23 protein-coding genes, 1 pseudogene and 1 other annotated feature are annotated in these 22,655 nt (G+C 62.3%); of the genes and pseudogenes, 9 read left to right on the top strand and 15 right to left on the bottom strand.

Annotated features, from left to right (window positions below; genetic code table 11):
- From NW862_RS08830 to carA, 5 genes and pseudogenes are all read left to right on the top strand, one after another.
- Nucleotides 1-3,582 (top strand): annotated as a pseudogene (locus tag NW862_RS08830) (type II secretion system protein); the annotation flags it as partial.
- A gap of 67 nt (nt 3,583-3,649) precedes the next feature.
- Nucleotides 3,650-4,414 (top strand): prepilin-type N-terminal cleavage/methylation domain-containing protein, encoded by a 765-nt coding sequence (locus tag NW862_RS08835; RefSeq protein WP_414336090.1) that lies wholly within the window; start codon nt 3,650-3,652, stop codon nt 4,412-4,414.
- Nucleotides 4,415-4,469: 55 nt separating this feature from the next.
- Nucleotides 4,470-5,588 carry a PilW family protein gene (locus tag NW862_RS08840; protein WP_414348082.1) on the top strand — a complete coding sequence of 373 codons (1,119 nt, stop codon included), beginning with the start codon at nt 4,470-4,472 and terminating at the stop codon, nt 5,586-5,588.
- A 14-nt stretch (nt 5,589-5,602) separates the two neighbouring features.
- Nucleotides 5,603-6,154 carry a Tfp pilus assembly protein FimT/FimU gene (locus NW862_RS08845; RefSeq protein WP_414336093.1) on the top strand — a complete coding sequence of 184 codons (552 nt, stop codon included), beginning with the start codon at nt 5,603-5,605 and terminating at the stop codon, nt 6,152-6,154.
- Between the two features lie 227 nt (nt 6,155-6,381).
- Nucleotides 6,382-7,572 carry a glutamine-hydrolyzing carbamoyl-phosphate synthase small subunit gene (carA, locus tag NW862_RS08850; RefSeq protein WP_414427102.1) on the top strand — a complete coding sequence of 397 codons (1,191 nt, stop codon included), beginning with the start codon at nt 6,382-6,384 and terminating at the stop codon, nt 7,570-7,572.
- A 102-nt stretch (nt 7,573-7,674) separates the two neighbouring features.
- Here carA and NW862_RS08855 read toward each other — a convergent pair whose 3' ends face one another.
- The 5 genes from NW862_RS08855 to NW862_RS08875 form a co-directional block, all read right to left on the bottom strand.
- Complete coding sequence (locus NW862_RS08855; RefSeq protein ID WP_414348078.1) at nt 7,675-9,222, bottom strand: UDP-N-acetylmuramoyl-L-alanyl-D-glutamate--2,6-diaminopimelate ligase; 1,548 nt, start codon at nt 9,220-9,222, stop codon at nt 7,675-7,677.
- Between the two features lie 68 nt (nt 9,223-9,290).
- The gene (locus NW862_RS08860) at nt 9,291-11,057 is read right to left on the bottom strand and encodes an ABC transporter ATP-binding protein (protein ID WP_414348075.1); all 1,767 of its coding nucleotides are present in this window, start codon (nt 11,055-11,057) and stop codon (nt 9,291-9,293) included.
- A gap of 59 nt (nt 11,058-11,116) precedes the next feature.
- Nucleotides 11,117-12,295: a 1-deoxy-D-xylulose-5-phosphate reductoisomerase gene (locus NW862_RS08865; protein ID WP_414336848.1), complete on the bottom strand. Its 1,179-nt coding sequence runs from the start codon at nt 12,293-12,295 to the stop codon at nt 11,117-11,119.
- A 229-nt stretch (nt 12,296-12,524) separates the two neighbouring features.
- Nucleotides 12,525-12,779 (bottom strand): hypothetical protein, encoded by a 255-nt coding sequence (locus NW862_RS08870; protein ID WP_414333962.1) that lies wholly within the window; start codon nt 12,777-12,779, stop codon nt 12,525-12,527.
- A complete protein-coding gene (locus NW862_RS08875; RefSeq protein WP_414333961.1) occupies nt 12,776-13,396 on the bottom strand; it encodes a ParA family protein in 621 nt (206 codons plus the stop codon). The genes NW862_RS08870 and NW862_RS08875 overlap by 4 nt, the downstream gene beginning before the upstream one ends.
- A 263-nt stretch (nt 13,397-13,659) precedes the next feature.
- Between NW862_RS08875 and NW862_RS08880 the strand changes: the two genes are divergently transcribed.
- Nucleotides 13,660-14,943 carry a trypsin-like serine protease gene (locus tag NW862_RS08880; RefSeq protein WP_414333960.1) on the top strand — a complete coding sequence of 428 codons (1,284 nt, stop codon included), beginning with the start codon at nt 13,660-13,662 and terminating at the stop codon, nt 14,941-14,943.
- An 86-nt stretch (nt 14,944-15,029) separates the two neighbouring features.
- Nucleotides 15,030-15,215 carry a 30S ribosomal protein S21 gene (gene rpsU / locus NW862_RS08885; protein WP_011432857.1) on the top strand — a complete coding sequence of 62 codons (186 nt, stop codon included), beginning with the start codon at nt 15,030-15,032 and terminating at the stop codon, nt 15,213-15,215.
- Between the two features lie 255 nt (nt 15,216-15,470).
- On the opposite strand, the gene rplL is transcribed toward rpsU, so the two are convergent.
- The 10 genes from rplL to NW862_RS08935 all read right to left on the bottom strand — a co-directional run bounded on the left by rplL (nt 15,471) and on the right by NW862_RS08935 (nt 20,971).
- Nucleotides 15,471-15,881, bottom strand: coding sequence for a 50S ribosomal protein L7/L12 (gene rplL / locus NW862_RS08890; protein ID WP_414368671.1), 411 nt, complete (start codon nt 15,879-15,881; stop codon nt 15,471-15,473).
- Between the two features lie 57 nt (nt 15,882-15,938).
- A complete protein-coding gene (gene rplJ, locus NW862_RS08895; protein WP_414333957.1) occupies nt 15,939-16,502 on the bottom strand; it encodes a 50S ribosomal protein L10 in 564 nt (187 codons plus the stop codon).
- 65 nt (nt 16,503-16,567) lie between these two features.
- Nucleotides 16,568-16,727, bottom strand: a sequence feature (ribosomal protein L10 leader region).
- Between the two features lie 77 nt (nt 16,728-16,804).
- Nucleotides 16,805-17,515: a 50S ribosomal protein L1 gene (rplA, locus tag NW862_RS08900; protein WP_414333955.1), complete on the bottom strand. Its 711-nt coding sequence runs from the start codon at nt 17,513-17,515 to the stop codon at nt 16,805-16,807.
- 76 nt (nt 17,516-17,591) lie between these two features.
- Entirely contained in the window at nt 17,592-18,017 is a 426-nt protein-coding gene (rplK, locus tag NW862_RS08905; RefSeq protein ID WP_011432849.1) for a 50S ribosomal protein L11, read from the bottom strand.
- A 9-nt stretch (nt 18,018-18,026) separates the two neighbouring features.
- A complete protein-coding gene (gene nusG / locus NW862_RS08910) occupies nt 18,027-18,617 on the bottom strand; it encodes a transcription termination/antitermination protein NusG (protein ID WP_414333973.1) in 591 nt (196 codons plus the stop codon).
- A gap of 144 nt (nt 18,618-18,761) precedes the next feature.
- Complete coding sequence (secE, locus tag NW862_RS08915; RefSeq protein ID WP_414333954.1) at nt 18,762-19,034, bottom strand: preprotein translocase subunit SecE; 273 nt, start codon at nt 19,032-19,034, stop codon at nt 18,762-18,764.
- A 101-nt stretch (nt 19,035-19,135) separates the two neighbouring features.
- Complete coding sequence (locus NW862_RS08920; RefSeq protein WP_414336852.1) at nt 19,136-19,480, bottom strand: hypothetical protein; 345 nt, start codon at nt 19,478-19,480, stop codon at nt 19,136-19,138.
- A complete protein-coding gene (gene trmD / locus NW862_RS08925; RefSeq protein ID WP_414336853.1) occupies nt 19,471-20,232 on the bottom strand; it encodes a tRNA (guanosine(37)-N1)-methyltransferase TrmD in 762 nt (253 codons plus the stop codon). Before trmD ends, NW862_RS08920 begins: the two co-directional genes overlap by 10 nt.
- 5 nt (nt 20,233-20,237) lie before the next feature.
- Complete coding sequence (locus NW862_RS08930; protein WP_414348058.1) at nt 20,238-20,642, bottom strand: hypothetical protein; 405 nt, start codon at nt 20,640-20,642, stop codon at nt 20,238-20,240.
- Nucleotides 20,643-20,776: 134 nt separating this feature from the next.
- Complete coding sequence (locus tag NW862_RS08935; protein WP_414333948.1) at nt 20,777-20,971, bottom strand: hypothetical protein; 195 nt, start codon at nt 20,969-20,971, stop codon at nt 20,777-20,779.
- A gap of 99 nt (nt 20,972-21,070) precedes the next feature.
- Between NW862_RS08935 and NW862_RS08940 the strand changes: the two genes are divergently transcribed.
- A complete protein-coding gene (locus NW862_RS08940) occupies nt 21,071-22,276 on the top strand; it encodes a 5-(carboxyamino)imidazole ribonucleotide synthase (RefSeq protein WP_414427103.1) in 1,206 nt (401 codons plus the stop codon).
- A complete protein-coding gene (locus tag NW862_RS08945; protein ID WP_414333945.1) occupies nt 22,240-22,653 on the top strand; it encodes a hypothetical protein in 414 nt (137 codons plus the stop codon). Before NW862_RS08940 ends, NW862_RS08945 begins: the two co-directional genes overlap by 37 nt.
- Nucleotides 22,654-22,655: the final 2 nt, after the last annotated feature.

Genomic DNA, 22,655 nt, shown 5'->3' on the forward strand with positions numbered 1-22,655 from the left:
CCAGACACGGGCTATGCCAACTTCGGCGTGCGCATCTCCGCCTTGGGCAACCCGGTGCTGGATACCTCCCGCTGGGTGATGGTGGCTCCCATCGGGCCCTGCCCGAACCCTGGCGGCGCTGGCCTGCTGGCCGAGTACTACAACGGCTGGATCACCAGCCCGCGGGATCAGTACAACCGCAACACAGAGTTTGCCATCACTAACGATAAAGACCGTTTGCTCTTAACTGATCCTGAAAACCTGCCCTACCTGCGGGCGGTGCGCTGGCCGGATCCGGTGTTCCCGGCCCAGGGGGTGCCGGAGCCCATCGGTCAATTTAACAACGGCTACACCAGCAGTGCGCCGCGTTGCCCAACGACCAACTTGGACAGCGCCACCAACGAGCAGCGCTGGGCCTGCGTGCGCGACGCTATCGATAATCCAGCTAACCTAGCACCTTTTGCCCGCAGCGGCAGCGGTTTTCCCTGGTGGGGCGGCTTCCAGTACCAGTTCGGTAACAGCACGTCCCGGGATTCAAGGTCTCCCTTCAAGCGGCTGTTGTACAACAATTTCCCCACTTGCAGCGGCTCTTTGTCTGACATTCTGCAGCCCCTTTGCCGCCTGTCGGTGCCGCTGCCTCCTGCCAGTCCCGATCGCCGGGATCGCGGCGACTGGTTCTGGATGCCCAGTTGCGGAGAGCCCGATGGCAACAATGGTTTTACGAATCTGCTGACCGATGCAGATGAGCTTAACTTTCCGAGTGGGTTCAACTTCTGGCGCTCCTGCTGGCGGCGCAGAACTGGTGGATCCGGCAGTGGCAACAACAACGGCAACGATTTCTTCGTCGTCCGCTGGGTAGGGGAGCTCTATCCCCGCTGGCCGGGCCTGCAGAGCTACCGCATCCTCGATGGCGACGATGGCGTGCGGCTGATCATTCGGCGCAACCCCAGATTCACCCCTTCCAACCCCGCGGAGCCACCCACCTTCATCAACCGCGGCGTTTGGAACGGCAATCCCCTCAGCGGCCTAGGGCAGGACGCGGCAGGGGCCGAGGCCTGGCAGGATAGCGGCAGTAACCTGGTCACTCTGCGCTTGGAGCTGGACTGCGCGGATCCATCCCAGGACTCTCCCTACCTGGTAGAGATCCAGACCTATGAAAATACCGGCACTGCGCGATTGCGCTTTGCCACCCGCGATGGCAGCGATCTGGAAGACTACGACCTGCGCTACCTAAAGCCGCTGCCGCCAGTCAACCTGCCTTGCCAGCCGGATTCGAGCAAACCTCTGCTGCCCAATCAGAAGTACTGCGCGGTCAGCCTCAATTGTGATCCCATTTGGGGTAATTGGACGCCCGCTTGTGAACCCAATATTTGTCAGCCAAAGACCATCACCCAAACCAGAACAGCCAGCCTGCCCGCCGGCTGCCCCGGCACAGCGCCGACGCCCCAAACCAGGCAGATCACCTGCTACCCACAGTACGACTACGGGAATTGGTCGGACTGGAGTCCTCAGTGCACCCAGCAGCAGCAGTGCAGCCGGGCCACCATCACCCAAACGCGCACCCGTACGGTTACGCCGCTCTGTACCAGCCAAGCTCCCTTCACCGAAACCCAAACCCAAACCATCACTTGCCAGCCGCCGGGTGCTACCTGCACCTATACAGATTGGACTCCTCAGTGCACGCTGGCCAACGGCGGCCTGACGATAACCCAAACCCGCACCGAGACCTGTAGCTCGAGCTGCGGAACCACCACCCGGCTGCAAACCCAAACGGTTACCTGCCCGCAGACTTGCAACTACAACTGGGGGCCCTGGTCGCCGGCTAGCTGCGACGAGGTCATCAACCAAATCGCCTGCGGCACAACCAAAACGTTTACCCAAACTCGGACGGGCACCCTCATCGCCAGCACCAGCAGCCCCACCTGCCAACAAACCAAGACGCAGTCGCAAAGTCTCACCTGCCAAGGGCGGCCTTGCGGGCCGGGTACCTTTGCCCCCGATGCTCCCGGCAAGAGCCCCTTGGGCGAGTGGATGGCGGCCAAGCCCAACACGGTGGAGCTGCGCCCCGTGGGCGAAGTTCAAGCCGAGCCGGAGCCGGAGACGATCGGCGTCCACGACGTGGCCCAGGCTGCCGATGAAGGTGTAACCATTGCCCTGGAGCCGCGGCTTTCGCCGGTGCTGGAGGTAAAAGCAGGGGTGCCCAAGCCGCCCAAGTGGCCCAGCCCTGCCGAAGCCCTGCAGGCCGCCTTCAACTGGATCTTCGGCGAGCCGGCCTACGCCGCCCGCAACGGCCTGAAGGGCAATTTGCCCTCTCAGATCGCCAACCCCAGCAAAGAGCCGGGCATCCGCCCTGCCGAAAGCGGCGCTCCACCGATTGCCGGCAAGCCGGCTCCAAACACCAAGGACTGGGCACGACAACTGCGGCGCCGGTTGCTCAACAAAAGTGGAGAAATTCGCTGTGGCGATGAAGAGGTCACCCCTTCTGATGGCGGCTTCTGGGTGCCGGGGGTGTTCCGCCCCAACTTTAACGACCGCTTCCGCTACGAGGCCTACACGGGCCGCAGCCGCCCCAGCACGTTGCGCTTTGAGGATAAAGACAGTAACAATAAGCTGGATCCGGGTGAGGTTGTTTTTGATCGGGATCCGCTGTTTGGGTTGGACATGGGTCGCCAGCCCAACGAGACTGCGACTGTACTCGAAATCCAACCCCAAATGGCGCTCAACCCCTACGCCCGCGTCAACAAGACCGCTGCGGCCCAGGGTTACACCCCCGCATCCCAGTACGCGGACGGCTACTACATCGACGATAGGGGCGATGGGGACAGCGAAAAAATCCGCAACGGCCTGTGCTTCTACGTCAAGCCCAACGGCAACACCATCCAGGTACAGGTTGACCGGGATGGCGGCAACGGCAATAACCCCGAGTGGGTGGATGTGGAGCCCTTTACCCTGGATCTGAACAAGCCCACCACCGGCTTTGCTGGCAACAACCCGGTGCTAGGGGTGATCCTGGACGAGGTGACGCGGCGACCCATTCCTATTCCCCGCTTCCAAGAACTGGCCTCCACCGACCCGAACCAGCGCCGCCGCAACGACGACGGCAGCCAAAACCGGCAACTGCAGCCTGCCCGAGAGACGCGGGTCAACGCGGTGGCTGTTAGCGGCGTGCTCCCCTCGCGGCTGGATCAAACCGCCGGCGGCATGCACAACTTCCTGCGCCTCAACGAGCTGTGGAGAAATACCAACCTCTTCTTCAGCGGCTCAATGATCCAGCTCAACTACAGCACCTATGCCACCGGCCCCTTCCTGCAGCGCAGCTTCGAGCCGCCCAACCTGGTGCCGGATCCAACCTTTGTGCTCGGCTACGACTACTACTCCCCACCCAACCGCCGCTTCGGCTACGACGTGGGCCTGCAGATTGCCCGCCGCCCCGGCGCCGTCTCCAGCCGCTTCCAATTCCCCTCCAACGCGCGCACAGAGTTCCTGCGCGAGCTGGATCCACAAGATCCGTATGTGCGGCGGCTGCGCTGCGCGCTCCAGGATCAGCCGGATGTGCCGTTGGATCCGTCTGCCCAGATTGGCGGCTGCAATGAGTTCAATTGATATGGATCTGATATAGATCCGTCCGGTCAGGGGCAAATTAAAGTAGGGGCGAAATAGGGAGGGATCGATGAGCAAGGGTCAGTTTTGGCGGCAATCGGCAGCAGAGGGCTTTACCCTCATTGAGGTGTTGGCCTCGGTGATCATCGTGGCGCTGGCCATGACTGCTCTTGCCCCTGCCCTTACCTTAGTTGCCTACCGGCGGGCCATGAGCGAGCGGGTAGAGCTGGCCAATCGCCTGGCCCAGGAGGAGGTGGATCGCATCCGCACCCTGGTGGATATCGAGCTGTCGGCTGCTCCAAAGGCTTTTCAGGATCCGGCTCAACGGGATCGTCTGCCCAGAGTGGGAGAAGACCCGCTGGCCAACACCCCACCCCCTGACGAGATGCCCGCCGATGCAAATGCCGGCAACTACACCCACAAAGACAACTATTCCCTTCGCCTGGCGCAAGTTCAAGTGCCGGGGCGGAACCCGGAAGAATACGTCATCCAAACCTTCCGCGACGAGGGAGCGCCCTGCATCGACCGCCGTGAAAACAGGGTCATTCAGGGGGTGCCCTGCAGCTTTCGCCTGGGCGTGCGGGTTTACCACCGCTTTTCTTTTGATCCAGACACGCGCCAAGCGCTGCCTGGATTGGGAACGGAGCTGGTTTCGGCCAACCAAAACTTGGCCAATGCCGATGTCTGGCTCTTTCCCCTGGCCACCTCCTTTGTAGAAATTAACTCCGCCGCCGACTTGGGAGATGTTTGCCGGCAGATAGCCATTACCATAGGTGCGGATCCCATCGAGAGGTGCCGGGCTTTCCCCCTGCCTGCCAGTCCTGTTGAAACCTGAGGTAGAGCCTAAGTTCCTTTCCGCAAAACCTGTTGCAAGATGGGGGTGTTTCCCTATGTTTTTCAGGATCTTTCGCCGCCGAGCCAGCAGAGGGTTTACCCTCATCGAGCTGTTGGTCTCGCTGCTGATTGCCTCCATCTTTCTCCTGGCCACCGCCATGATCGTCATCGAGACGATGCGGCTGGATCGGGAAGAGACGGGCCGCACCCAGGTGCAGGCGGAGCTAACCCAGGCCATGGAATATATCCAGCAGGATCTGGCAGAAGCTCTCTACATTTACAACGACACCGAACAGCCCAACGGAGACGGGATCCCAGATGTTACCCAGCGGCTTTACGAGCCAGGCTGGATCCGCCGCCCCGATGACGCTATCCCGGTTGTTGCCCTTTGGAAGCTGGAACCGATCCCGCGGGGATGCTACGCGGGCAACCCCACCTTGCAACAGATTCGCGAAGGCCGTGCTACCTTGCCTGCTGAACCACCTGCTGGGTTCCCGCTCACAAACGGCAGAAATGCGGATTGGGAAACGCTGCTCAGCCGCCGCGGCATTTACACCCTGGTGGTGTACTACCTGCGCCGCAACTACAACAACGCCGGCAACCCAACAGGGGACACTCCTTGGGAAGGCAACGCGCGGATCGAGCGTTTTGAGTTACGCCCCCTCAACACTCAGGGTCAAAATGACTGCGCTGGTCGCAGCCCGTTCTTTGTTGAAGATCCCGATCCGTTCCGGGAAGGTTTCCTTGCTTGGCCTTCCGAGCAGGCCCGAGCACGCCAGATCCCCATTGCCAGCAGGGCGGATGGCCCTCGCCTGATAACTCTGGTCTCGAACATCTTCAGCAGCCGGGAGGGGAGTCCGCAGGTTGCACCCGCTTGCCCGCAGGGCTATGCCTTTGGCGGCGGCAAACCCAACGGCGTCACCTTCTCAGGGTTGGCAGATAACCAGAACGACGTGGGCTTCTACGTCTGCGTGCGGCGCAGCCCCGGCGCCGACCGACCCCAGGATGTGGTCATCAACATCACGGCCACGGCCATGGAGCGGGCCAACCCCGGCCTCTTCCGTCGCTACATTCAGGATGCCACCAGCGTCGATATCTCAGAGGTGTCGCGCTACCTGCTGCCGCTGCAAACTCGGGTTCTTGCCCGCGGTGTTATCAACCGTCAACTCTCCTAGGGGGAATGTCCACCATGTTGGCCTTGGAGAAAAAAACCATTGGCCCGGCGCGGCCGCTTCGATCCCAGGGCTTCACGCTGACAGAGGTCCTGGCGGTGGTGGTCATTATCGGCATTCTGGCCGGGCTGGCCGTCCCTTCCGGGATCAACATCTGGGCGCGCATCCAATTGGAGGACGCGCAAAACAAGGTGGAGCGAGCCCTGCGCACCGCCCGCGCCAACGCCAGAGCTTCTCTCCAAGGCCGTGCTTGGGTGGTTGAAATCGATAACTCAGATCCGAATGTCCCCACGCTGGTGATCCAAGACGAGGAAGGCCTTTGCGATGAGCCCACCCCTTGTCAGTGGGTGCGCCTCAATAATTTTGTTACTGCCAGCAATACCTTCAACGGCGGAAGGGCCGTTTTCGACTCGGAAGGGCGGGCGCGTCAGTTGGGGCGCTTTGTGGTCAGCAGCACCTACTCCCAGGGCGAAAACCGCTGCGTGGTGGTGAGCACGTTGATCGGCACTCTCCGCAAGGACAATAACCCTGAGTGTGGCAACGTGACCAACGAGGCAGAGGAAGGCTAGTTGGGGTAGGATAGTCAGGCTGCCGATCCCAGCCCATTGCCCTCACCCCCAGCTCCTCTCCCAGCCCAAGCGCTCCGCGCCGCTCACGCGACCACCCCCGATCCCTCTCCCATCCCTCACCCCCGGCCCCTCTCCCAAGGGGAGTCAGCCCTCACCCCCGGCCCCTCTCCCAAGGGGAGAGGGGAGCTATGGGTGGCTTGTGGTTGTTTGCTGTAGGTTCACTGGTTATGGTCTCCCTAACTCTTGAAGTTCCGGAAAAAGTCTTCCCCTGGCACGCTCGGCAGCCGGCTCTGCTGGTGCTGGCCGATGGCACGGCCTTTGCCGGCTGGTCGTTTGGAGCAGAGGGCACGGCGGTGGGTGAGGTGGTGTTCAACACGGGCATGACCGGCTACCAGGAGGTGATGACGGATCCAAGCTACCGGGGGCAGTTGATCACGTTCACCTGCCCGGAATTGGGGAACACCGGGATCAACGAGCTGGATCAGGAGTCGGCCCGGCCCCAGGCCGCCGGGATCATCGCCCGCAACGTGTCGCGCCTGGCCAGCTCCTGGCGCGCTACGGGGACGCTGCCTGAGTACCTAAAAGAGCACGGGATCCCGGGCATTGCCGGGGTGGATACGCGGGCCCTGACGCGGCGGCTGCGCTCGCAGGGGGTGATGAACGGGGCCATTTCGACGGAGATCTTGGATCCGCAGGCGCTGCTGGAGCGGGTGCGCCAGGCCCCTGCCATGCAGGGGCTGAGCCTGGTGGCAGAGGTTACAACGCCCAAGCCCTACGAGTGGCTGGAGCCCACCCCCGCCGATTGGGACTATGGCCGCAGCCAAGGGATCCGGATCCCGGATCCTCCCCTGCGGGTGGTGGCGCTGGATTTTGGCATCAAGCGCAACATCTTGCGCCGCCTGGCCCGCTACGGCTGCCGCGTGATGGTGTTGCCGGCCCACGCCAGCCCTGAGGAGATCTTGAGTTACAACCCGGATGGGATCTTCCTCTCCAACGGGCCCGGGGATCCGGCGGCAGAGACGACGGCCATCCGCACCACCCAGGCGCTGCTGCAAAGCGGGAAGTCGATGTTTGGCATCTGTCTGGGCCACCAGATCCTCAGCTTGGCCTTGGGCGGATCCACCTACAAGCTCAAGTTCGGCCACCGCGGCCTCAACCACCCCTGTGGGCTGGAGAAGGAAGTGGAGATCACCAGCCAAAACCACGGCTTTGCGGTGGAGGCCGCTTCGATCCCGGCTGAGGAAGTAGAAGTTACTTACCTTAACTTCAATGACCGCACCGTGGCCGGGATCCGCCACCGCCAGTTACCCCTCTTTTCCGTGCAGTATCACCCAGAGGCCAGCCCCGGCCCCCACGATGCCGACCATCTCTTCCGGGAGTTTGTGGAGCTGATGCTGCAGAACAGAGGGCAGGAGTAGCTTAACCCTCACCCCCAGCCCCTCTCCCTGAGGGAGTCAACCCAGGCGCTCCGCGCCGCTAGCGCGACCACCCCCGGCCCCTCTCCCTGAGGGAGTCAACCCTCACCCCCGGCCCCTCTCCCTGAGGGAGAGGGGAGTTAGGGACAGGGCGGCGCGGGCTTCTTCCCGGTCGTCGAAGTGGATTTTTTCGGTGCCCAGGATCTGGTAGTCTTCGTGGCCTTTGCCGGCAATCACGACTGTATCGCCCGGCTGGGCCTCCAGGATGGCCAGGCGGATGGCTTGGCGCCGATCCACCTCCACCGCCCAGGGGGATCCAGGGATCCCGGCCAAAATGTCCTGCAGGATCTGCTGCGGATCCTCGGTGCGGGGGTTGTCGGAGGTCACCACCACCCGATCGGCCCAGGTGGCAGCAATGCGGCCCATCTGCGGGCGCTTGCCCCGGTCGCGATCCCCGCCGCAGCCAAAGACGCAGATCAGCCGGCCTTGAACTTGGGGGCGCAGGGCCTTGAGCAGGTTTTCCAGCCCATCGGGGGTGTGGGCATAGTCTACGATCACCGTGATGTCCTGCCCCGGCAGGCTCACCCGCTCCATCCGCCCCGGCACACCGGGAAAATGGGGCAGGGCCGACTGGATAACCTCAACAGGGATCCCCAGGTGCAGCGCCACCCCTACTGCCGCCAGCAGGTTGGCCAGGTTGAAGGATCCCACCAGCGGCGCTGCCACAGCAAAGCTGCCCAAAGGGGTGTGCAGGGTTGCCTGCAGGCCGTTGGGGTGAAGTTGAACGTCGCTGGGCCAGAGGGCAGGGATCCCTTCGAGGGGCTGCAGGGAGTAGGCCCAGGGCTCCAGAGGGGCTGGGAGGGCTTCGAGCAGCCGCCGTCCGCCCTCGTCGTCGGCGTTGACCACCGCCCGCCCCTGCAAGTACTCCGGACGGAACAGGGTGGCCTTGGCCTGCCAGTAGTTTTCCATGCTGCCGTGGAAATCCAGGTGATCCTGGGTGAGGTTGGTCCAGACGGCAGCGGCAAAGCTACACCCCCAAGCCCGATCCTGGGCCAGGGCATGGGAGCTGACCTCCATCACCGCCACCTCGGCGCCGGCTGCCTTGGCTTCTCTCAGGCTGCGCTGCAGCTCCAGCGGAAACAGGGTGGTGTGGGGGGCTACCTGGCAGTGGCCGGGCCAGCGGTTGTAGAGGGTGCCCAGCAAGGCAGTGGGGCGACCGGCAGCCTGCAGCAGATGTTCGATGAGATGGGTGGTGGTGGTTTTGCCGTTGGTGCCCGTCACCCCTACCAGGATGAGCTGGCGGGCCGGAAAGCCATAGAAGGCTGCCGCCACCTGGGCCACAGCCCGGTTCAAGCCGGCGCGGGGCCACACCAAAATGGGCTGACTGCTCCCTTCAGCCTCTCCGCTGACTTGCTTCCACGCCTCCTGCGAGATGAGGGCCGCCGCCGCTCCTCCAGCGAGCGCCGCCCGGACAAACTCGCCGCCATCGACGTGGGATCCCGGCATCCCCAAAAACAGATCCCCGGCCTGCACCTGGCGCGAATCGGTGCACAGACCCCTGACCTGCACCCCCTCTAGGGATCCCTGGACCAACTGGGGTTGGATCCCGGCTTGGCCGAGCAATTGGCGCAGATCGATCCCGTTGCTTCCCATGTTTTGCCTCTCCCCACAGCCTTGCAGCTTAGGGTAGCCGCTGGGCCGGCTTTCTGGCCAGAGAAAACCTAGGCCAGGGCCTCTTCCAGCTTTTGCTTGGCCCAGAGGCGGGCGTAGAGGCCGTCGGCATCGGCCAACAACTGGGCATGGTATCCCTGCTGCACGATGCGACCTTGGTCCATGACCCAGATCTGATCCGCCTCCACCGCCGCCGTGAGGCGATGGGTAATCAAGATCACCGTTTTCTGGGCCGTGGCCTGGCGCAGGTGGCGGAGAATGGCCTGGGCCGTCTGGTTGTCCACGCTGGAGAGGCAGTCATCCAAAATCAAAATCGGCGCATCCACCAGCAACGCCCGCGCCAGGGCCACCCGCTGCCGCTGGCCGCCGGAAAGGGTGATGCCCCGCTCCCCCACCAGCGTGTCGTAGCCCTTGGGAAAGTGGAGGATCTCGGCGTGGATGTGGGCGGCTTTGGCGGCCCATTCCACCTCCCAATCTTCCGCCTGGGGCTTGCCATAGCGGATGTTGTCCCGAACGGTGGCGCTGAAGAGGAAGCTCTCCTGGGGCACGTAGGCAATGGCGCGGCGCAGGGATCCCAGTTGAAGCTGGGTAATATCCTGCCCATCCAGAAACACTTGCCCCGGCTGGATCTCCAGCAGGCGGGGCAGGGCATTGGCCAGGGTGGACTTGCCCGCCCCAATCGGCCCCACCACCGCCACCAGTTGCCCCGGCTCGATGCAAAAGTGCAGATCCTGCAGCGCCGGCGTTGCGGATCCCGTATTGGCATAGGCAAAAGTCAGCCCCCTAGCCTCGATACGCCCCTGCACCTTTTCCAGAGGCAGCGGCAGAGCCTGAGGGGCATCGCGGATGGTGGGCTCCACCCGCAGCAAGGCGTCGATCCGCTCCAGGCTGACCTGGCCCCGCTGGTAGGCGGTGATGGTAAAGCCCAGCAAAGCGGTGGGAAATACCAGCCGTTCCACGTAGAGGGTGAGGGCGGAAAAATCCCCAATCGTCAGCCGCCCCGCGGCAATCTGCGGCCCCCCCACTGCCAACAACAGCAGCAGGCTCAGGCTAACCAAAGCCACCAGGGAGGGGAAAAGCAGGTTGCGGGTGAGGGCCAAGCGCAAATTGGCCTGCAGCAGCCGCTCGTTGCGGCGGCGAAACTCCCGCTGCTCGTGCTCTTCCTGGGCATAGACCTTGATCAGGGTGATGCCGTTCATATCCTCCTGGATGAGATCGCTCAGATTGGCCAGCTCCTGCTGCACCTGAAGCTGCTCCTGCTGCAGACGGGTGCTGGTCAACTTCACCAGCCCCAGCATCACCGGAAACACCGATAGGGCCAGGGCGCTTAGACGCGGCTCAATACCCAACATGGCCGGCAGCGTAGTGCCGTAGGCAAAGATTGTATTGGCCAAATTGAGCAGGGCAAAGCCCAGTAGGCGGCGGACATTTTCCACATCGCTGGTGATGCGGGTGAGAATATCCCCGATGGTCTGCTGGGCAAAGTAGGAAGGCTGCAGGGTAAGCAAATGCTCGAAGATGGCCTGCTTGAGGCGAAACTCCACCTGCCGCCCTACGCCAAACATCCACACCCGCGAGGCAATGCGAATGCCCATCATCAGGGTGGAGACAACCAGCACCACCAGAGCGTAGAGGGCAATGCGGCTGGGCGACAGCGCGGCCAGGTTCTGGCTGAGATCATCGATGGCCAGCTTGACATACCAGGGCAGGAACACCCCCAGCCCGTTCACCACCAGCAGGGATCCAATGCCCAGCACCACCTGGCGCCGATAGGGGCGCAGATAATGGGCCAGTTGTCGGAGATGGGATCCCGCCACTCAGGTGCTCCTCCAGCTTCTTCCCACTCTAGCGCTGGGCCGGATCCCCCCGGTAGGGATTAGGCCAGAACCTGGGCCGGGGCCTGCTGCGCCAAGAGTTCCACCTGCTGGCGCGCCCAGGCATCTGCTTGCAAAATGTCCTCCAGGCTGGGGGCGGGGATGACCTGGTGCCGCTCACAGACCCGTTCCAGAAGGCGGGGGATATCCAAAAAACGAATGCGCTCTTGCAAGAACAAGGCCACGGCTGCCTCGTTAGCCGCATTCAACACCGCCGGCAGCGTCCCGCCCGCCCGCCCGGCGGCATAGGCCAGCTCCATGCAGGGATACTTGCGGTGATCCGGCGCCTTAAAAGTGAGGGATCCCAGCTTGACCAAGTCGAGGGGATCCCAAGGGGTGGTTAGGCGCTCCGGCCAACTGAGGCCGTAGAGAATGGGCAGGTGCATATCCGGCCAGCCCAACTGGGCCAGAACCGAGGTATCGGCCAGCTCAATCAGGGAGTGAACGATGCTCTGGGGGTGAATGAGGATCTCGATCCGGTCATAATCCAAACCAAACAGCCAGTGGGCCTCGATCACCTCCAAGCCCTTGTTCATCAGGGTGGCCGAGTCGATGGTGATCTTGCGCCCCATCACCCAGTTGGGGTGTTTGAGGGCATCCGCCAGAGTTGCCCGATCCAGTTGCTCGGCAGGCCAATCGCGAAAGGCCCCCCCTGAGGCTGTCAGCCAGATGCGGCGCAGGGATCCCGGCGGCACCCCCTGCAAACATTGGAAGATGGCCGAATGCTCCGAGTCCACCGGGATGAGCTTGACGCCGTGCTTTTGCACCAGGGGCAGCACCACCGGGCCGCCTGCCACCAGGGTCTCTTTGTTGGCCAGGGCAACGTCCTTGCCGGCGCGGATGGCGGCCAGCGTGGGCAAGAGGCCGGCACAGCCGACGATCCCGGTCACCACCCGCTGGGCCGCCGGGTGAGCCGCCACCTGACACAGCCCCTCCGTGCCTGCCACCAACTCCGGCAGGGGTCGCATCCCGGTCAGCAGCGACCGCAGTTCCGGCAGCAGCTCCTCCCGGCCAATGGCCACAATCTGGGGCCGAAACTGCCGCACTTGCTCGGCCAAAAGGACGACATTGCTGTAGCTGGTTAGGCCGACAACCTGGAAACGCTCTGGATACTGGGCCACCAAGTCCAGAGTTTGGGTGCCAATCGAGCCGGTGGAGCCGAGCAGGGTGATGGCTTGCATACTAAGGATCCCTTTGCACCTAAAAGAGCGTGACATTCTTGCAGCGCAGACGTCCCCTCGCCCAGCGTGCCCAAGGGCTCCGTCCCGCTCTCGCGAACGGCCCCACCTCGCGTCCGGGGATCCCTGCCTCACGCCACTTCATCTTATTCTTATCTGGTTCTCAACCGGAATCCGTGTGTTTCATCTGATCCCCGACAGCGGGATCTGGCAATGTCGCTCCTCCCTGATTTCAAATCTTTCCCGATTGAGAGCGCAGCCACTGGGCGAGCAAGGCCTCGATCAGCTCCGACAGATCCTGATCCGATTCCAGCAGGAGGCGCTTCACGGCTCGGTGCGTCTCTTTGCGGATGTAGGCGGTCAGCTTGACGTACTCCGCGCCGTTGGGCTTGGCGGGCGCTTCCGGCGGCTCAGGGATCTTGTAGGCCTGGGCGCTCAGCTTTTTCGGAGGCGGGTGGCGGTCGAGCAGGCGCTCAAACTTGCTCATGACAGGATTTCCTCTCCCACCGCAACGTAATCTGACCAGGCTTGCTTGGCCCTGGGATCCGGGAGCTGGTTGACGCAGACCCCCTCCAGCGCGGCCCGCTGAAAGGCCACTGTGCGGCGAATGGAATGATGGCAGAGCGGGATCCCGGTTTTTTGCAGAAAGCTGCGGGCCTCGGCCCCATCCCGGTTAGGCCAGGGGGGAACCAGCGTCAGCAAGACTTTGTAGTGCTTTGCCCCCAAACGATCCAGGGCGTTGACAGTCAGCATCAGGGCATCCAGGGCCAAGGCATCCGGAGAACAGGGCAAAAGCAACAATTCACACCGCTCCGCCAGCAGGCTCAACTGTTCGGGGGTGGGGCGGGCGGGGGTGTCGATCAGCGTATGCTGAAAGCCGCCAGGCGTAGACATGGTGGGATCCCCGGCCAGCACTTTGACAGGAAAGGGGGAGCCCCGTTCTGCCCAGCGAGAGGCGGAGCGATTGGGATCGGCGTCGAGCAGCAGCGACACCTGGGGTGTACTTGCCTGGGCTGCGCACCGTTGTTGAAGGTAGAGGGCCAGGTGCACCGCTGTAGTGGTTTTGCCCACACCCCCCTTGAACCCCAAGACCGCGATATTCATCTGCCACACACCCTCCCAACTTGGTTTTACAGCCCACTTCCAGAGGCGGCAAGAGGCAAGCTGCACATCCGAGCGCCGGAATCTGGGGTTTTGGGCAACTGAGGAGATCCGAGCGCCGCATCACGTTTTCCTCTCTCCGCACGCGAGGGGCTTCGCTGGTACGATATCCTTTGGCTGACAAAGCCGGCTGAGGAACTGCAGGCTCTCTCCCTGCCCCTCGCCCTCGGACGCTACCCCCCTTCTTCATCCCGGAGAAGCTGCCCATGGCTCATCCCTCAAAGTTCCGCGTCCGTCTCAGCCGGCCTCACTCTTGGTCTCCTTTGGTAGGGCTGTGGCTGGCTCTGGGCCTCAGCGCCTGTGGCGGAGGGGATTCCGGTCGCCCCCTGCCGCCACTCCCGGCCCCTCCTGCAGGACGCATCGAGGGATCCCATTTTGACGACCTCAACGGCAATGGCCTGCGGGATCCGGGAGAACCAGGGCTGGCAAGCATCACCACCTTTTTGGACTTGAACGGCAATGGCCGCCTCGATGGGGGGGAGCCCAGCACCCTCAGCGATGCCAACGGCAACTTCCGCTTTTTCAACGTGCCCCCCGGCACCTACCGCGTCACCGCCCTTTTGCCTCCGGGGCGGGTGTTCACCACGCCGCGCGCGGGATCGGGGCTGGAGCGGATTGTCGGCGGCAGACCTGCTCAGCCGGGGGCCTTTCCCTGGATGGTGGCCCTGTTGAACGCGGCTGAGCCGGATCCTTTTCAGGCGCAGTTTTGCGCTGGATCCCTGGTTGCCCCGGAGTGGGTGCTCACCGCCGCCCATTGTTTTTTCAACGATCAAGGCCAGCAGGTGGTGAACGCGCGCAACCTGGATCTGTTGTTGGGTACCAACCGCTTGCAAATCGGTGCCGGCCAGCGCATTCGCGCCGCACAGATCGTCATCAACCCCGGCTACAATCCGCGGGTGGGGCAACTGGGGGGGAACGACATCGCCCTGGTGCGCCTCTCTCGGCCGGTGGCTCTGGCTACCCTGCCGCTGGTGCAGCCCAACCAAACCAGCCTGACCGCCCCCGGCACGTTTGCCACCATCCTCGGCTGGGGAGCCACTTTCCCCCGCGACCTTGACCAGGAACCCAGCGGCTTTGCTCTGGATCTGCAACAGGCCGAAGTTCCCATCGTCGCCAACGAGGTGTGCAACGCGCCCCAGTCCTACAATGGCACCATTTTAGACACCATGCTCTGCGCCGGCTTTCCCCAGGGGGGAGTCGATACTTGTCAGGCGGACAGCGGTGGGCCTTTGATCGTGCCCAGCGGCAGCGGCTTTGCGCTGGCCGGGATCACCAGTTTTGGCAAAGGCTGCGCCCAGCCCAATTTCTATGGGGTGTACACGCGGGTGTCCAGCTTTGTGGGTTTTGTACAATCCGTAATCGGCAGCGCCCCCAGCCCAACGCCAACGCCTTCTCCGCCGCCTTCCACCGGAACAACGGCCTCGTTTGTCGTGAATTTGAGAGAGGGTGAGGTGGTTTCGGGCCTCAACTTTGGCAGCCGCGCCCTGTAACCGTCAGCAGCAGGGCGGAGATGGTTTAGGATAGGGATCCCGATTGTGCTTTCGTTCTACTCATCGACGGAGGAGATAGCTTCTTTATGACTCAGGTGACGATTGGCGAAAACGAAGGGATCGAATCGGCGCTGCGCCGCTTCAAGCGCCAGGTCTCCAAGGCGGGCATTTTGCGGGATCTGCGCAACCATCGCCACTTTGAAACCAACCTGGAAAAGCGCAAGCGCAAAGCGGTAGCCGTCCGGCGCAACCGCCGCAAGTCCATGGCCTAGAGCCATAGCCGACAAGCAGAACCCCAAAGGTGGACAGGGCCTGTGGCGGTGCCTGGGGTTCGAGTTAGTCTCTTGGATTCTGGGCTGAGCTGGCCTGCAGCGATCCGCTCAGCACGTCAATCTTCGGCATCGCAGGGATCTGAAACCCACGTCAACGGAGTCAGGTGGGCAACGGCCAAAGAGGGGCTACAACAGCCCCTCTCTTGGGTTTGGTTTGCTTTCTAGTCAGAACAGAGAGCGGCGCTCTCCCTGCAACTACTTGATCTTGACAGTAGCGCCGGCTTCTTCCAGCTTCTTCTTGATGTCGTTGGCTTCCTCTTTGGCAACTCCCTCCTTGACCGGTTTGGGAGCGGCCTCGACGAGATCCTTGGCATCTTTCAGGCCCAAGCCGGTCAACTCGCGCACCACCTTGAGGATGGCGATCTTCTTGTCGGCTGGCACAGCCTCGAGGATGACATCAAAGGCCGTTTGCTCCTCCACCGGCTCAGGGGCTGCCGCCGGAGCTGCTGCCGCTGCGGCCGCGGGAGCGGCCATGACCATACCGCCGGCTGGGGCCGCCGCGCTGACGCCAAAGGCTTCTTCGATGGCTTTTACCAACTCAGCAGCTTCCAGCAAGCTCAAGGCTTTCAACTCTTCCAAAATTTTTGCAACGCGCTCTGAAGGCATGATGGTTTCTCCTTAGGGGTAACAGAATGGTTAACGTCAGGTTTGGGCTGAAGCCCTTTAGGCGGCCTCTTTGTCGGCAATGGCCCGGATGGCCCGCCCCAGCGAGGCCGGGATCTCGCGGATGCCGCGCGCCACTTGGGTGGGCACCGCATTGATCCCGACCGCCAAGCCGGTGGCCACCGACTTAAGGCCGCCCGCCACTTGGGCCATGAGCACCTCCTTGGGCGGCAGCTCGGCGATGGCTTTGGCCTGATCCAAGGTCAGGGATAGCCCCTCGATACCGGCGCCACGGAACTCGGTTTTCTTGGTTTGCTTGGCAAAATCTTGATACGCCTTCAGGGCAGCTGCAATATCGCCCCGAATCAAGATAAAGGCCGTCGGCCCTGCCAAGAAGGGGAGAACCCCTGCCCAAGCTTTTTGGTCGGCGATGGCCCGCCGCATTAGGGTATTCTTAACAACCATGCAAACCGAATCCGACTTGCGCAGCTCTGCCCGCAGTTGGTTCATCTCCGAAACGGTCAGCCCCTTGTAGTCGATCACCAGCACCATTTGGCTGGCTTGCAGCAGGGATCGCACCTCATCGACGATCTCCGCTTTCTTCGCTACAGGTTGCTTGCCCATGCGCTCACCTCCTTTGTTGTCAATGGTCACCCAGGGTTGAATGGGGATTGCCGGTGGAAGAGAGATCCGCCAAACAAAATGCGTCCCAGCCAAGGCCGAGACGCACTGAGATAAGCGCTCCATCAAAAGCGACCCCAGAAGGGATCCCTCTAGACTGTGCTCAAACCTCGGCAGGACATTAAGCCCGTGGGCACCTGCTGTCTTCGGCTCGATATTCGGCTGTATAAAGACGCTTTGCCGGGATCCTCCTGTAAATCCGTCAACTCAAACCCTCTTCTCCCATCGCAGCGCCAAAGCCAGGCTTAAGTCGCCAGCTTCAGCTCCCGCAGGGCATTGATGTCAACCTCGATCGAGGGACCCATTGTAGCAGCAACGTGTAGGGTTCGCCAATACTTGCCCTTGGCCCCAGAGGGACGGTTGCGATCGATGGATTCCTGCACCGCCTTCAGGTTTTCCAGCAGCGCTTCGACGGGGAACTTGCACTTGCCGAAGATCAAATGCACAATGCCGGTGCGGTCGGCCCGGTATTCCAGCTTGCCGGCTTTGAACTCTTTGATGGCCTGAGCCAGATCCATGGTCACCGTTCCCCCCTTAGGAGAGGGCATGAGGCCGCGCGGCCCCAGCAGCCGCCCCAGCTTAGCCACTTGGGGCATCACATCGGGGGTGGCGATCAGCAGGTCAAAATCCATCATGCCCTTGCCGATTTCCTCGATCAGGTCTTCAAACCCAACCCGATCCGCCCCTGCATTTTGGGCTTCCGTCACTTTCTCGCCGCGGGCAATCACCGCCACCCGGATCTCTTGGCCGGTGCCCCTGGGCAAGACGACGGTGGTGCGCAGTTGTTGGTCGGCGTACTTGGGATCGATCCCCAGGCGGATGTGAACCTCTGCCGCCTCGTCAAATTTGGCGGTGGCCGTCTCCTTCATCAGGGCCAAAGCTTCCGCGGGGGGATAGGCAATGGGCTGCACCTTCTCCCGCAAAGCCTGCATACGTTTGGACAGTTTTCGAGCCATCGTTTCTCCTCGGGGTACTGGCGAGAACCTCTCTCCCCCAAAACTTCAAGACAACAATCAGACTGAAGATCCTTCATCAATCCACCACCGTCACCCCCATGCTGCGGGCGGTGCCGGCGATAATTTTCATGGCCGCCTCCACATCGTGGGCATTCAAATCCGGCAGCTTCTGCTCGGCGATCTGCCGCAGTTGCGCCCGCGTCAGGGATCCCACCTTGGTTTTGTGGGGCTCGCTGGAGCCGGACTCAATACCCAGAGCCTTCTTGATCAACACCGAAGCCGGTGGCGTCTTGAGGACGAAGGTAAAGCTGCGATCCTCGAAGATGGAGATCTCTACAGGCACCACCATACCGGCTTGATCCGCCGTTTTGGCGTTGTATTCCTTACAAAAGGCCATGATGTTGACCCCGTGCTGGCCCAGGGCCGGGCCGATGGGAGGGGCGGGGGTGGCCTTGCCCGCCTGAATGGCCAACTTGACCACGGCCACCAACTTCTTAGCCATGAAACGCGGTTACACCTCTTTTCGCACTTGACCAAACTCTAATTCTACCGGGGTGTCGCGCCCGAAAATCGAGATCAAAGCCTTGAGCTTGCCCCGCTCCGGGCTGACATCCACCACCTCGCCGTAGAAACCCTGGAAGGGGCCGGAGAGGACTTCGATGCGATCCCCAGGCGCCATCTGGATTTTGAGGGGCACTTCCTCCACCTCGACGCTGCTGAAGATACGCTGAACTTCGCTCTGGCTGAGGGGCCGCGGCGTCACATGGCCCCGACCACGACCGTAGGCCCGTTTTTCTTCCGTGCCGACAAAGTTGATCACGTTGGGGGTGGTTTTCACCACCATCCAGGTGTCGTCGTTGAGATCCATGCGCACCAGGACATAGCCGGGAAAGACCTTTTCCTCTTGTTCCTGGCGCTTGCCGGCTCGATCCAGTTTGAAGCCCGTCCGCTTCGGGATCACCACCTCGACAATCTGATCTGCCACATCCAAAGCAGCCGCCCGCTGCATCAGGGTGCTTTTCACCTTATTTTCGCAGCCTGAGGCCACCTGCACCGCGTACCAGCGCAGGTTACGGCGACCTTGTCCTTCCCCCTCCTCCATTTCCGGGATCGCGTCTGCAGGCTCAAAGTGTTCCACAGGGCGCCCACGACGTTTCTGCTGCTCTGTGCTCATCACCTCGCATCCTCCCTGTAGCCATCCATAGCTCTCTTGCCCCCAAAGACAGGGATCCTCTAGGACAAAACATCACGAGAACAGTTGAGTGGCTACCCAGGCAAACAGTTGATCGACCAGGTAGATGAAGGAAGCAAAAGCCAACACGATCAGCAAGACGCCTGCCGACTCGCCGATCAATTGCCGGCGGCTCGGCCAGACAATTTTGCCCAATTCCGCACGGGTCTCTTGGATAAAGCCCGGGATTCCTTTGGGTTCGGTGGAACTGTCTTTGGAGTGGCCCCGGCTGGCGGGATCCAAACGTTGCTCCGTATCGGCTTTGCTGGAAGAGGTGCTCTTAACCACGGCGGTATCTCCTGCTGGATCCCGAAAACGGTGCGCCACCTTTCAGCGCACACAAGATTAGCTTTGTGATCCTAACAGATCTGGCGGGGGTGGGATCCCACTCAAGGGGCGGGCTCAGGCGTCAAGGAGCCGGGAGAAAGCGGAAGAGAGCGACGGCGGGATTGGTTGAATTGCTCTACCGCTGCGTCGATCTCTGCCCGGCTGTCCCAACGCGAGGCGGCATTTTGCCGGGAGAGAAACTCGACGGCCCGCAGGAGATCGTTCATGTCGATGCTGGTGCCGTCGAACAACTGGACGTTGCGGTCGCGGCGGATGGCCTCATTGACATCTCCCCTTTGGGCCAAGGCAACCTCGGCGCTGGCCAGGATCCCCAGCAGAAGCAGACCCAGGGCCGCAGGGATCCCGCGCCGGGGGTTGAGGGGGGAGCGGAGACGGTTTACAAACATTGATCCTGTTCCTCTACATCGGTGTGCTGCTCGGCCAGCCCCTCTGCCAGCAACTGTTGTTCTTCGGGCGTGAGGGGGCGTTTGGCCAACAGGTCTGGCCGCCTTCGCCAGGTGCGAACCAACTGCTGTTGCAGACGCCAACGGGCGATGGCTCGGTGGTCGCCTGAGAGAAGCACCGGCGGCACCTTGTGCCCTTGAAACTCCGGCGGACGGGTGTACTGGGGATACTCCAGCAGCCCCGTCTCGAAACTTTCGCTCCTCAGCGAATCTATCTTACCAACTGTACCCGGCAAGAGCCGCACCACGCCGTTGATCAGGGCCAGCGCCGGGATCTCCCCCCCCGTCAAGACAAAATCGCCCAGCGACACCTCGCGGGTGGCCAGATATTGGCGGATCCGCTCGTCAAAGCCCTCGTACTGGCCACAGAGCAGGATGAGCTGCGCCTTTTGGGCAAGTTCTTGCAGCAGCGCCTGGTGCAGCGGTTGTCCCTGCGGCGTGAGCAAGATGATCTCGCGGGGATCCAGGCGGGGCAGGGAGGCGACGGCAGCAAAAAAGGGCTCTGGCTTGAGCACCATGCCCACCCCACCCCCGTAGGGCTCATCATCGACCCGGCGGTGCTTGTCGGTGGCAAAGTCCCGCGGGTTGGTGCAGTGAACCTCGGCGATCCCCTGCTCCAGGGCTTTGCCCACCAGCCCGATGCGCAGCGGCGTTGCAAAAAATTCTGGGAAGAGGGTGATGACGTCGAACCGCACAAGACTCAGGACGAGGCAGAGGGAGGCTCGGTGCGCAACCGCTCCAGATCCAGGCGCAAAGACTCGATCTGGTGGATCAGCTCCATCAGCTCGGCCATCTCTTCTTTGGAGATAGGGGCAGGGGAAGCCGTGGTCGGGGGGCTGCTCTCGGCAGGGGCGGGCCTCTCGCTCTCTGGGGCGGGGGCGTTGGCAGCCGCATCCCTGAGACCTTCGACGTAACGAACGGCTTCCTGTTCGATCAGCTCCCCCTTTTGCTCCAGTTCTGCTGCCAGTTGCGCCAGATCCATCGAGAGGCGGTTGAGGTTTTCGGCCCGCTTTTCCGGGTCTTGGAGGATCTCCACCAGGGCAGTGGCCGTGCCGTAAAAGATGTGGCGAGCCCGCGTGAACCAGTCAGAAGAGCGAGAACTCATGGCAGCAGAAACAGGTGGGTTCTGAATTATTCTAGGCGATCCGCCCACCGGAGCAGGCCCAGGACGACAGAGTGCCCGGCAGCCCAAGTAGGGATCCGTTCTCCGAAGTTTTGAGGAGAACCTGGGGATGGGGTTCAATCGACGGCTCGGATCTCGCCGCTGCTTAGGCGCTCCACAACCAATTCCAGCAGCTCGTGCTCTTCTGGGGAAATCTCTTGATCGGCCATGACGGCATTGAGGATCTGCTGTTGTTCAGCACGGGTCAAGATCTTATCTGCCAAGGCCCGGTCAATCAAAGCTCTGAGCTCAGAGGGTTGAGGGGATTGCACTGTTTTGCTCCTAGCGCTCGAGGGCAAGGGATCCCATAATGATTTCTGGATCCAAGATGCAACAGATAGCAGCACACCTGTCAGTATAGCGAGACAGTGGTGGAACCCCAGGTATCCCCAAAAACCCAGAGCTTCCAACCGGTGGGGGTGATCGGCGGCGGGCAGTTGGCGCAGATGTTGGCTTTGGCGGCCCGCCCCTTGGGGATCCCGCTGATCGTGCAGGCCGCTGCCCCCACCGATCCGGCGGTGGCAGTAGCCGACGGTGTGGTCTGGGGTGCTGTGACGGACACTCAGGCCACAGCCCAGTTGCTGCAACGCTGCCCGGTGGTAACTTTTGAGAACGAGTTCATCCCGCTGCCGGAGCTGCGCAAGTTGGATCCGCAGGGATCCCGCTTTCGCCCTCGCCTGAGCACCCTAGAGCCGCTGCTGGACAAGTTGCACCAACGACAGTTCTTGGCGGAGTTGGGGGTGCCGGTGCCGGCCTTTTGCCCTGCGGAGACGGCAGACTTATCTGGGTTGGGCTTTCCGGTGGTGCTCAAGCAGCGGCGGCAGGGCTACGATGGCCAGGGCACCCGCATCCTGCCCGACCGAGCAACCTTGCAACAGGCTCTGGCCGAGTATGCCGGGATCCCGCTGCTGCTGGAAGAGTGGATCCCGTTTGAGCGGGAGCTGGCGGTGATCGTGGCCCGCGGGCTGGCGGGGGAGATCCAACTCTACCCCGTGGTGGAAACTGTGCAGATCGAGCAGGTCTGCCGCTATGTGCTGGCGCCCGCCCGCATTCCCCCGACTGTCGAGGCCGAGATTCGCGACCTGGCGGTCAAGGTGATGGACAAGTTGGACGCGGTGGGTGTGTTCGCCATCGAGCTCTTCTGGGTGCCGCCGCCCCACCCCAAGGCCGGGATCTGGATCAACGAGATCTCACCGCGGGTTCACAACTCCGGCCACTACACCCTGGAAGCCTGCCACACCTCCCAGTTTGAGCAACATCTGCGCGCTATCCTCGGCCTCCCCTTGGGGGATCCCTCTCTCAAGTGTGGGGGAGCAGTGATGGTGAACCTCTTGGGTTATGAGCACTCCAGCAGTGACTATGCCCAAAAGCGGCAGCGCCTGGCGGGGATCCCCAATGCCACGCTGCACTGGTACCACAAAACCCCTGCCCGCCCCGGGCGCAAGCTGGGCCATGTCACGGTCTGTCTACCCCATCCTCCTTCTCCTGCGGAAGCGGCAGACCTTGTCCATACCCTCGAAGCCCTCTGGTATCCCCAGCCATGGATCCCACCTTTTCTCCAGCCATCCAAGCCCTGATCGCGGCCCTGCAACGGCGGGATGTGCCGGCGGTGGCGCAGCAGGTCAACGGACTCTCTCCCCAAGAGCGCTCCGCGGTGTTGACCCCCGCTCTCCAATACCTTGCTGAGGTGGATCCCGACAGCGCCCGCTGGTTTGTTCGCCACCTCATGGCCCCTGCCGTCAAAGCCCAACTGCGAGCAGGGATCCTCAAAGCCGCCCAAGATTACCTACAAGAGGCCGGCTTCCAAGAAGGGATCGACTACGAGCTCAAGCCCCATCCCCAATCGGGGGGCCAGATCTTGAGCCTTAGCCGCCGAGCCCTGCCCTACGCCGCCCCGGATGACGATCCCTTTGGGCAGTTGTTGCTATCGGAGTTCTGCGAATTGCGGGACTAGAC

The organism is Synechococcus sp. H55.8 (genome assembly GCF_047462375.1).
Classification (GTDB): domain Bacteria; phylum Cyanobacteriota; class Cyanobacteriia; order Thermostichales; family Thermostichaceae; genus Thermostichus.